General features: G+C 30.1%; 9 protein-coding genes. 3 read left to right on the forward strand and 6 right to left on the reverse strand.

Annotation, left to right across the window (positions count from 1 at the left end):
* Positions 1-156 precede the first annotated feature (156 nt).
* From ACY2RX_RS13230 to ACY2RX_RS13240, 3 genes are all read left to right on the forward strand, one after another.
* Positions 157-1,146 (forward strand): aspartate-semialdehyde dehydrogenase, encoded by a 990-nt coding sequence (locus ACY2RX_RS13230; RefSeq protein ID WP_490104455.1) that lies wholly within the window; start codon positions 157-159, stop codon positions 1,144-1,146.
* A 106-nt stretch (positions 1,147-1,252) separates the two neighbouring features.
* Entirely contained in the window at positions 1,253-2,296 is a 1,044-nt protein-coding gene (locus tag ACY2RX_RS13235; protein WP_490104456.1) for a 2Fe-2S iron-sulfur cluster-binding protein, read from the forward strand.
* Positions 2,297-2,585: 289 nt separating this feature from the next.
* Positions 2,586-3,251, forward strand: a complete 666-nt coding sequence (locus ACY2RX_RS13240) for a LysE family translocator (protein WP_490104457.1) — start codon at positions 2,586-2,588, stop codon at positions 3,249-3,251.
* 20 nt (positions 3,252-3,271) lie between these two features.
* Here the strand turns inward: ACY2RX_RS13240 and ACY2RX_RS13245 are convergent, their stop codons facing one another.
* The 6 genes from ACY2RX_RS13245 to pbpC all read right to left on the reverse strand — a co-directional run bounded on the left by ACY2RX_RS13245 (position 3,272) and on the right by pbpC (position 11,064).
* Positions 3,272-3,859, reverse strand: a complete 588-nt coding sequence (locus tag ACY2RX_RS13245) for a HupE/UreJ family protein (protein WP_490104480.1) — start codon at positions 3,857-3,859, stop codon at positions 3,272-3,274.
* The gene (locus tag ACY2RX_RS13250) at positions 3,856-5,706 is read right to left on the reverse strand and encodes a M1 family metallopeptidase (RefSeq protein ID WP_490104458.1); all 1,851 of its coding nucleotides are present in this window, start codon (positions 5,704-5,706) and stop codon (positions 3,856-3,858) included. The genes ACY2RX_RS13245 and ACY2RX_RS13250 overlap by 4 nt, the downstream gene beginning before the upstream one ends.
* A 30-nt stretch (positions 5,707-5,736) precedes the next feature.
* The gene (locus ACY2RX_RS13255) at positions 5,737-7,419 is read right to left on the reverse strand and encodes a S8 family serine peptidase (protein WP_490104459.1); all 1,683 of its coding nucleotides are present in this window, start codon (positions 7,417-7,419) and stop codon (positions 5,737-5,739) included.
* 8 nt (positions 7,420-7,427) lie between these two features.
* A complete protein-coding gene (locus ACY2RX_RS13260; RefSeq protein ID WP_490104460.1) occupies positions 7,428-8,273 on the reverse strand; it encodes an MBL fold metallo-hydrolase in 846 nt (281 codons plus the stop codon).
* Between the two features lie 141 nt (positions 8,274-8,414).
* Complete coding sequence (locus tag ACY2RX_RS13265) at positions 8,415-8,594, reverse strand: hypothetical protein (RefSeq protein WP_490104461.1); 180 nt, start codon at positions 8,592-8,594, stop codon at positions 8,415-8,417.
* A 118-nt stretch (positions 8,595-8,712) separates the two neighbouring features.
* Positions 8,713-11,064 carry a penicillin-binding protein 1C gene (gene pbpC / locus ACY2RX_RS13270; RefSeq protein WP_490104481.1) on the reverse strand — a complete coding sequence of 784 codons (2,352 nt, stop codon included), beginning with the start codon at positions 11,062-11,064 and terminating at the stop codon, positions 8,713-8,715.
* Positions 11,065-11,128: the final 64 nt, after the last annotated feature.

The following is an 11,128-nucleotide window of genomic DNA, read 5'->3' on the forward strand; positions in this document are numbered from 1 at the left end:
TTAAACATTAGAAATTATATTGGTAAATATTTCTTAAAATGATGGTTAAAATTTATTTTGTTAGCATCTTTGCATCTCAAAGAAAACGTCTTAAACAAATTTTAAGACACATTAAAAATGTCTTTCCTGCGAAAGCAGGAATCTAAATTAATAAAAATGAAAATAGCTGTAGTTGGCGCAACTGGAATGGTTGGCACAGTCATGTTAAAAGTACTAGAAGATCGTAATTTACCCGTAACAGAATTAATACCTGTTGCATCTGCAAGATCTGCTGGTAAAAAACTACAATACAAAGGTAAAGATTATACTGTTGTAACTTTAGATGATGCTGTTAATATGAAACCAGATGTAGCTTTATTTTCTGCTGGTGGAGATACTTCTTTAGAATGGGCTCCAAAATTTGCAGAAGTTGGCACCACTGTAATTGATAACTCTTCTGCTTGGAGAATGGATCCAACAAAAAAATTAGTGGTTCCAGAAATTAATGGTGATGTTTTAACTAAGGATGACAAAATTATTGCCAACCCAAACTGTTCTACAATTCAGTTAGTAATGGCTTTAGCACCTTTGCATTCTAAATATACAATGAAACGTGTCGTAATTTCTACTTATCAATCTGTTTCTGGTACTGGTGTAAAAGCAGTACAGCAATTAGATAACGAAGAAGCTGGTATAAATGGAGAAATGGCGTATCCTCATAAAATAGGAAGAAATGCATTACCTCATTGCGATGTTTTCTTAGAAAACGGATACACAAAAGAAGAAATGAAATTGGTAAAAGAACCCAAGAAAATTTTACGAGATGATTCTTTTTCTGTAACAGCAACAGCAGTTAGAATTCCTACTGCTGGTGGGCATTCTGAAGCTGTAAATGTGCAGTTTGAAAATGATTTTGATTTGGTAGAAGTTCGTAAATTATTAAATGAAACTCCAGGAGTTGTTGTTGAAGATGATTTGGCAAACAATATATACCCAATGCCAGTAAATGCGCACAATAAAGATGAAGTTTTTGTTGGACGAATTAGACGTGATGAATCTCAAGAAAATACCTTAAATTTGTGGATTGTTGCAGATAACCTTAGAAAAGGTGCTGCTACAAACACAGTTCAAATTGCCGAATATTTAATAGAAAATAATTTGGTTTAATTTTAAGAGATTTTTCGACTACACTTTGTTTCGCTCAAAATGACATTAAATTGTCATTTCGACCTTGTGGAGAAATCTTAAAAAGATAACTTTTTACAAAATAAAAATGGCAACATTTCATAAAATAACCATAAAAGAAATTAAACAAGAAACCGCATTTGCGGTTTCTGTTGTATTTAACATCCCTGAAAACTTAAAATCAGCATTTAGTTTTACACCTGGGCAATACATCACTTTACAAAAAGAAATTAATGGCTCAGCAATTAGAAGAGCGTATTCTATTTGTTCTACTCCACAAAGTAAAGAAATTAGAGTCGCTATAAAAGCAGTTGAAAACGGAACCTTTTCTGTGTATGCAACTTCAGACTTAAAAGTTGGAGATGAAATAGAAATTACAGTTCCTGAAGGAAGATTTTTACTATCTCCAGAAGAAAACAAAAACTATATTGCATTTGCAGCTGGTTCTGGAATTACGCCCATTTTATCGATGGTAAAAACGGTTTTAGAAAACCAACCAACAGCAACCTTTACTTTAGTTTATGGTAACAAATCTGTTGCAGATACCATTTTTTATGATCAATTATTGCAATTAAATGCTAAATACAAAAACTTTAATTTAGAATTTGTTTGCAGTAGAGAATGTCAAGAAAATGCTTTATTTGGTAGAATTGATACTGCTTCTACCAATTTTTTCATCAAAAATAAATACAAAAATATTTCTTTTGATGCTGCTTTTTTATGTGGTCCTGAAGAAATGATACAAACCGTTTCAGATGCTTTAAAAGTTACTGGTTTTCCATCAGAAAATATTCATTTTGAACTATTTACAGTATCAGAAAATGAAGCAGCAACCTCAGAAATAAAAGACGGCACTACAGAAGTAACTGTTTTGTTAGATGATGAAGAAACTACGTTTACAATGACGCAGACAGACAATATTTTAGCAGCAGCTTTACGCAACGATTTAGATGCTCCTTATTCTTGCCAAGGTGGCGTTTGTAGTTCTTGTATGGGAAAAATTACCGAAGGAAAAGCTGTAATGGTAAAGAATTCTATTTTAACAGACAGCGAAATTGAAGAAGGTTTGGTGTTAACTTGTCAAGCGCATCCAACAACATCAAAAATTACTTTAGATTTTGATGATGTGTAAAAATAATAGCTAAATTTTTATTTTAAAAAGGATGGTTTTTCCATTAGGGCAAACTCACACTTTGTAAAAAAAGAAATATAATACAAACTTTAGCCACGAATTCACGAATTTATAGATGACTATTCAAAAATAATTTTGCTAATTATAAAAACCAAAGGTTTTTATTAGTGAAATTAATAATTAAAGTAAAAAATTTGTGAATTCGTGGCTAAAAATAAAAGTATGAGTTTGCCCTAGTTTTTCCATCCTTTCTTTTTATCCTTCAGTTAAAAAGCTGTATTTTTAGACAATGGATTTTTACGACTTTAAAAATGCTTTCTTAATAGGTTTTTTCATGGCTTTTATGATTGGACCTGTTTTTTTTATGTTGATACAAACCAGTATTTTAAAAGGAGCAAGAGCTGCTATTGCTTTTGATATTGGTGTTATTTTAGGCGATGTTGCTTTTATTTTAATTGCTTATTATGGTAGTAGATCTTTACTAGAAAAAATTAAAGACGATCCTAGACTTTTTTTTATTGGTGGCTTAGTTCTTATTATTTATGGTTTAATTACTTATTTTGATAGACAAAACAAAAAAGAAGCTTTAGAATCTGCAAAAATTGTGGATGTTCCTGTACAAAACAACTATATAAAACTCTTTTTTAAAGGTTTCTTTTTAAACTTTATAAATGTTGGCGTTTTGGCTGGTTGGTTAGGAATTGTAGTGGTAGTAGGCCCAACTTTAAAAATGAATCCTACCAGTATTTTTTGGTATTTTGCTACCGTAATTTTAGGATATACACTTACAGATTTAGGTAAAATACTCTTAGCAAAACAGTTAAAAAACAGATTAACTCCACTCGTTATTTACAGATTAAAAAGAATTATGGGAATAATTCTATTGGTTTGTGGCGTCTTTTTAATGTTAAAAGGTTTTATACCTAATGAAAAAATTGATGAATTTATTCATTAATAATATCTTTATTTCTAAAATTAGAAAAATACTTTTCCTAACAATAAAAATAATGCAATACCAGATCCTATTGCCGCAAAACCCAATATCCATTTTCTTTGCTGTTTTTTAAAAAAGTGATGTAACAAAAAAGAAAGAAACAAAACTACCGCTGTAAAAGTAAAAACAGTAACTGTTGCTCCAAGTGTTGTTAAAATAATAGGTAAAAATTCACTTTGGTTTACACTGATTGTATTAGATAAATCTATAAAAACTCCTAACCCATTAAAAAACGCAAATAAGAAAATTAAAATTAATAAAGTTTTAAGATTTATTGCTGATGATTTTCTTATGATATGAAAAACGGCTAATAAAAAAATTAATAGTGGAATTATAAATTTTACAACCTCTAAATTAACTTTTATGTTTGTATAAGAAGAAAATAAAAAAGCGAAAAAGAGTCCTAAAGAATATGTTGCTATTAGAAAAAGAATCTTTTTCCATTCTTTAAACTTAAAAACAATGAATAATAAAAAAAGGAACAAAACATAGTTATAAACAGAAAATTTAACAATATGTTTTACTCCAATTTTTAAAAAACTTGAAAGCGAATTAAAAGATAAATCTATTCTTTTTTTTTACCTCCAAAAACATTATTTTTTGGGTTGATATCTGCCATTAAACCACTTTTATCAATAATTACAGATTTTACAGATTTAGAAGTATTAAAAGAATATGTTGGGTATGCCCAACCCCAATCTTTTAAAATTGTTGCAGAAGTAGGTTTGTTGCCTCTCATCATTTCTAAAGGAATATTAAAGCTTTCTACACTTCCATCTACATAAGTTACTGCTACATCTATTGGCATTGGCATTTGCCCAATTCTTTCTAAAGTAATTGTTTTATCATCAACAGATTTTACTCCATAATCTATGGTATGTGTAGTTTGTGTCCATTCGTTTAAATACCAATCTAAATGAATACCAGAAACTTTTTCCATAGTACGCTTAATATCATTTGGTGTTGGATGTTTAAAACTGAAATCTGCAAAATACTTTTTTAATCCGTTTGCTACATTTTTAGTGCCAATTATATATTCTAATTGCGATAAAAAGATGTTTCCTTTACTATAACTTGCAACACCATAAGCAGTATTTAAATCGTATCTATCTGCGTGCGTAGTAAGTGGTTCTTCTATATTATTTTTAACTACATAATAATAGCCTGCATAAGAACCTTTATGCGGATTTTTTAGACCTCTTTTTAAAATTTTATTAGAAGCTTTGTTAGAAATATAGGTGGTAAATCCTTCATCCATCCAAGGATGTAAGCTTTCGTTAGAAGCTAATAAAAACTGAAACCAAGTATGCGCCATTTCATGAGCTGTTACACCAAAAAGACCTCCAAAACTAGATTGACCATTAATTAATGTAGACATTGCATACTCCATACCACCATCTCCACCTTGAATAACTGAATATTGTTTGTATGGATATTGACCAATATTTTGGCTAAAATACGTCATTAATTCAGCAGTTTTTGGTTGTAAATCTTTCCAATTTTTTAAGTATTTGGCTTTCATATTTTTCTTATAGAAAAAATGCAAGTCAATTCCGTTAGCCATTTTTAAAATATCGTGCTTATAATCTGGGTCTGCTGCCCAAGTAAAATCATGCACATTTGGCGCTTTAAAATGCCAAGTTAGTTTATTGCCTTTAGGTAGTTTTAAATCTTTAGAAGTATCTTGATATCCGTGACCAATTTCTTGCGGATTTTGCAAATATCCTGTGCCACCAATCACATAATTTTTATCAATATGAATGGTTACATCAAAATCTCCCCAAACTCCGTGAAATTCTCTTGCAATGTAAGGTGGTGTGTGCCATCCTTCAAAATCATATTCTGCTAATTTAGGGTACCATTGTGCCATAGATAAGGCAACTCCTTCTTTATTGTTTCTACCAGATCTACGAATTTGAACAGGAACTTGCGCATCAAAAATCATATCAAAAGTTACGCTCTCTCCTGATTTTATTGGCGTATTTAAAGTTACTTCTAAAATGGTACCCACCGTTTTATGAGAAACATTTACACCATTTTGTTTTAAAGAATTTACTTTGATATAACCTATTTCATTGGGTTTTAATTGACTAATTCTATTGCCAATTTTAGCACTTGGATCTTTAATATTTAAAGACCTTACATCCATTTGAGAGCCTGGCTGAAAAGCATTAAAATACAGATGATAAAAAACTTTGTTAAGATTATCTGGAGAATTATTAGTGTACACTAATTTTTGTTTTCCTTTATATTGATAGTTATTTACATTCATATCAATATCCATAGTATAATTTACACGTTGTTGCCAATAATCACTTTTTGTGATATTTTTATGGGCAATGTAAGTTACTTCTTTTGTTTGCGCACAAGAAATAAACATAGTTATTAATAATCCAAATAAAAGAAGTTTTCTCATCTGTATTTTATTTATTTTGGTAAAGACTTATTATTTTCCATTTACCATTCTATCAGCCATTTTTAAAGCATTGTAAGCATTTACAACTCTACCAGAAACTGATAGTTCTGAAAACGGAACTAACTCTTCTTTAGAATTATATCTTTTACCTGTACCTGGTTTTATAACATCAAAATTAATTTTTGTTCCAGAATTCATGATAATATGTTTTACCTGACTTGCAGATAATTTTGGATAATAAGAACGTATTAAAGCTGCTACACCTGCAGTAGATGGCGCTGCCATAGAAGTTCCGCTAAACTTTGCATATCCGTTTTCTGGTGTTGTAGAATACACTTGTACACCTGGTGCAAAAATATCTACATTAATTTTTCCGTAATTAGAAAATGTTGCTGGTAAGTTTTTGTTATAATTAGAACTCATAGCTCCTATTGTTAAAACATTATCAGAAATTTCTGTTTTTAAATCTTTAGAATCGTTAGGATATGTTTTTTCTACATCAATATTTTTACCATCATTACCAGCTGCATTTACTATTAATACATCTTTTTTTGCTGCATATTTAATAGCGTCATAAACCCATTCTTTATTTGGTGAAAATGCTTTACCAAAACTTGTATTAATTACTTTTGCTCCATTATCTACGGCATATCTAATTCCTAGTGCAACATCTTTGTCATATTCATCACCATCAGAAACAGAACGAACTGCCATAATTTTTACATGATTAGCAACACCATTCATTCCTTTACCATTATTTCTTGTAGCGCCAATTATACCAGAAACGTGAGAACCGTGTGCTTCATCCTTTACAGAGTGACCTGTGTTTCCGTCTCCATTTCCTGGTTTGTCATGAATATCGTAAGCATTGTCTCCAACCTCAGTTCTATAATCTGTTTTTAAATTTTCTCCGTTTATTAAATCTTTATTTTTCTTTAACTCACTAATAAAATAGTTAACTCCGCTTTCTAATTCTTTTTTAGCAGCAGCTATAGAAGGTAAGCCAAAACTGAACATTCTTTTTGCAACTTCAACATTTTTTAACAAAGCTTCATCTTCTGTTTTTATTGATAAAACATCTGCTTTTGTGTAGTCTTTTTTACCAAAATGTTTAGCAAAAGCTTCATCAGCATTTTTTACACCTTGCAACAATTGTTCGTACCTAGTTTTGGTTTTTAGCAGATTTTCGTTTGATTTTTTAGCTTTTTCAATTTTTTCTTTATAATACTTTTTTACTTCTGCCAAAGTAGCCGCATCTGTAATTGAAGGATTCATTAAAATACGCTCATACTCTAAGTGTTCTTTGTATGAGTTTCCTAAAAAGTTCCATCCTGTAATATCATCAACATAACCATTTTTGTCATCATCTTTATTATTACCAGGAATTTCTTTTTCGTTCATCCAAGATACGTCTACTAAATCTTCATGCGATAAGTCTGTTCCTGAATCTACAACTGCTACAACAACTTCTACTCCTTTTTTACCTTGTAAAAATTCATAGGCTTTATTAACACTCATACCTGGTATAGAGTCTGTTATCAAATCTAAATGTTGCCAATTATTTTTTTCTGTGTCTGTTAATGCTGCTTTTTTTGCAGTTGCATTTACAACAACATCAGAACCTTTTGGTACTGGGATGTTTTTTATTGATTTACACCCAACTAATGCAATTGAAACAATTGCTGTGTACATTACCGTTTTTAAAACTCTCATAATTTCTATTAATTAAATATATCTGTAAATTTATATGTTTCTTTTAATCTGACTCCTTTTTCTGTATGCTTTACTGTACAAAGTTCATTATAAGTATCATGTTCTAAAAAAAGGAAATACTCTTTGTCTGCTGCTAAATTTAAAAAAGCGGCTTTTTCTTTAATGGTTAATAAAGGTCTAGTATCATAACCCATTACATAAGGCAAAGAAATATGCCCTACTGTTGGTAGTAAATCTGCCATAAAAACAATTATTTTTTCTTGATACGTTAGCTTGGGTAACATCTGTTTTTCTGTATGACCATCTACAAACAAAACATCAAAACCAATTTGATCTTTAGCATTTCTATGAATAAAATTTAGTTGTCCGCTTTCTTTTATAGGATTGATATTTTCTTTTAAAAAAGATGCTTTTTCTCTAGCATTTGGTTCTGTTGCCCATTGCCAATGTTTATCATTAGACCAAAATTTGGCATTTTTAAAGGCAGGTTGTAAAAGAGTTCTATCAGCATTCCACTCTATGGCACCTCCACAATGATCAAAATGTAAATGTGTTAAAAAAACATCGGTAATATCATCTCTATGAAAACCGTATTTTGCTAAAGAAGCATCTAAAGAGAAATCTCCAAAGAGATAATAATAACTAAAAAATTTATTGGATTGTTTGTTTCCTAAACCAGTATCAATAAGAATTAATCGATTTTCATCTTCAATGAGCATACAGCGCATACTCATTTCTATCATATTTTTACTGTCTGCAGGATTGGTTTTTTGCCAAATACTTTTAGGAACAACGCCAAACATTGCTCCTCCATCTAGCTTAAAATTACCAGTTTCTATGGGATAAATCTTCATTCTTTAAAACTAAAACCTTTAAAATTATCTATAAAAATAATCAATTAATGGTTTATAATATTTAAAACGTCTTATTTATATAACACGAAAGAACAAATATGCAGAATTTAACTTAATTTTTTGTTAATAAAAAACTAATTCTTAAGAAGTATAACTTGGCTTGCTTGAAGTTTTAGGAAGTTTAAGTTTACTTAAAAGCTTCGTGATTTTTAAAATTGCAAAAACACCTAAAGTTAATCCTAAAATAACAAATACTAATTGATTTTCAAAAATTGATTGTGCTGTTGCTACATTGTCTGGTGGTAATATTTGTAAAAACATAATTCTAGTATTTTAAATTAGTTCTACAAAGATATTACTGAACTAGATTTTTTTATAAAATTTTTCGATAAACGGTCTTATATTTTCGGTGACTTGCATTTCGCCAACTTTAAGTAAACTACTCTTTTACAGTAATTTGTTGATGAATTTCATTCCCAAAACTATCCGTTACAGAAAGAGTATAACTGCCTGTTTTTAAATTTACTGCAAATTCATGCATCGCTTTTGTGGTTCCAAAAAAAGTTTTATTAATATACCAAAACAAAACTGATTCTTTGTTAGAATGTGCTACTTTTAAAACCAATTTGTTTTGCTTTCCATCAAAATCTTTGGGTAAAAAAATAGTACTCTTTTCGGTTGGATAAATAAACTTCATTGCGTTTTTTTCTTCACTCAAACAATCGTTTCTAAATTTTGGTAAAGATTTATAAAACGGATTTTTATCCTTGTAATAATATTCCATTAATGGTGGTAAAACAAACCAAGACTTCTGTTTGATGTTCTCTAAATTCTCACAAGATGTATTAACTTGGTAATTTTCTGAAGCATCCACATTTACTATAATATGAAAAGGACAAGGTTCTGTTTTTAATCCAGCATTTTGCACAAATTCTAATTTTTTATCTTCACATATTTCTGTTGCTCTGTATCCACTTTTAGTACAAATATCAATTTTTGCCATTTCATCAAAAGGTTTTTCAAACCACTCAGAATTGGGTAATTTATCAAACACATCAAACAAAATAGGTGCCGCAGTTTGCACACCCACCAAACCAGGTCTTCCTTCTCCATCTGCATTACCCACCCAAACTCCAACCACATAATCTTTTGTGGCACCAATTGCCCAAGCATCTCTAAAACCAAAACTGGTACCAGTTTTCCAAGCAATTTGTTTTGAAGAATCAAAAAATTGCCAATTTTGTTCTGCGTTAGGTCTGTTTACGTCTCTTAAACTTTCTAACGTAAGATAAATGGAAGCTGCATCAAAAACGATTTTTTCGGATGTTTTTTCTACAAATTCGATTTTTTTATCCACATAAAAAGTAGGTTCTACAAATTCATTTTTAAAATATCTGCTAGAGTTTTCTGTATAATGATTTACTGTAGATGCCAATGATGCGTAGCTTTTGCATAAATCCCACAAATTACTTTCTGCACCTCCTAAAGCCAAAGTTAAGCCATAATAATTGGCACTTTTTTTAATGTTTTTTAAGTGCAGTTTTTGCAGATAATGATAAAATTTTTCCAAGCCAAAACTTTGCAACATTCTAATTGTAGGCACATTTAAAGATTTGGACAAAGCTAATTTTGCTGATATAGCTCCAGCATATTTTTTATTAAAATTTTCTGGTTGATAACTCCCAAAATTTGTAGGAACATCTGCCACTAAAGTATTGGGCAACAACTCGCCTTGATCTAGCATTGCTGCGTATAAAAATGGTTTTAAAATACTTCCTGTACTTCTGGGTTTGTCTATAATATCTACATCTTTTTGGTTTATTTTGGATGTTGGTGCATTACCAACATAACTCAAAACTTGTCTTGTTTTTACGTCTAAAACCAAAACAGCAATATTGTGAATTCCGTTTTTAGACAATTGATTGTAATGATTTTTTACAATCAAATTGGTTTGATTTTGCAAGTTTTTATCAATTGTTGTTTTTACAAATTGTCCTTTTTTTTCTTTGTTAATTTTTTGCAATAAATGAGGAACTATTTGAGGCAAAGGATAAGGTTTTTGTGGAATTTCTTCTAAAATAGCCAAATCATACGTTAAGGAATCAATGACTTTTTTAGTCAATAATTTTTTTAACAATCGATTTCTTTTTGCTAATAATTTTTGTTGATTTTTCCCTGGATAAATCAATTTTGGAGCATTGGGTAAAACTGCTAAAGTTGCAGCTTCTGCCCAAGATAAATCTGATGCTTTTCTATTGAAAAATCGCCAAGAAGCAGCATCTAAACCGACTACATTTCCACCAAAAGGAGCATTAGAACTCCAAAAAGAAAGTATTTCTTCTTTACTAGCTCTAAATTCTAATCTTGAAGCTAGAATGAGTTCTTTGAGCTTTTCAAAATACGTTCTTGGTTTGTCATTTCTACTCAAACGCATTACTTGTTGGGTAATGGTACTTCCTCCTCTTACTACTTTTGCTGCTTGTATATTTTGTTTGATGGCTTTAAAAATAGATACAGGATTAAACCCAAAATGTTTGTAAAAATGTTCGTCTTCAAACTGGATTAAACAAGTTCTAAATTTCTGAGGAACTGAATCGTTGTGAGGAAATCGCCATTGACCATCTTTGGCAATTAATGCCCCTAACAATTCTCCTTTATTACTTGTAATAACTGTTGATGTTGGTTTTGTAAATAGTTCTTTTGGTAAACAAAAAGCATAGAAAATCAATAGAATAACAATGAAAATTGTTTTCTTTTTATGGCGTTTTATGTAGTTAATTATTTTCAAAATTTAATGTTTAGCTACTTATGTTCATTCAGGTCAGTTGAAAAACTCATAAAACCTCTCGACTGCG

The organism is Polaribacter sp. 2405UD43-2 (assembly GCF_058147125.1).

What these genes read in the sequence shown, in the direction of transcription:
- ACY2RX_RS13230 (WP_490104455.1), top strand. Translation starts at nt 157, where the DNA reads ATGAAAATAGCTGTAGTTGGCGCAACTGGAATGGTTGGCACAGTCATG.
- ACY2RX_RS13235 (WP_490104456.1), top strand. Translation starts at nt 1,253, where the DNA reads ATGGCAACATTTCATAAAATAACCATAAAAGAAATTAAACAAGAAACC.
- ACY2RX_RS13240 (WP_490104457.1), top strand. Translation starts at nt 2,586, where the DNA reads ATGGATTTTTACGACTTTAAAAATGCTTTCTTAATAGGTTTTTTCATG.
- ACY2RX_RS13250 (WP_490104458.1), bottom strand. Translation starts at nt 5,706, where the DNA reads ATGAGAAAACTTCTTTTATTTGGATTATTAATAACTATGTTTATTTCT.
- ACY2RX_RS13255 (WP_490104459.1), bottom strand. Translation starts at nt 7,419, where the DNA reads ATGAGAGTTTTAAAAACGGTAATGTACACAGCAATTGTTTCAATTGCA.
- ACY2RX_RS13260 (WP_490104460.1), bottom strand. Translation starts at nt 8,273, where the DNA reads ATGAAGATTTATCCCATAGAAACTGGTAATTTTAAGCTAGATGGAGGA.
- ACY2RX_RS13265 (WP_490104461.1), bottom strand. Translation starts at nt 8,594, where the DNA reads ATGTTTTTACAAATATTACCACCAGACAATGTAGCAACAGCACAATCA.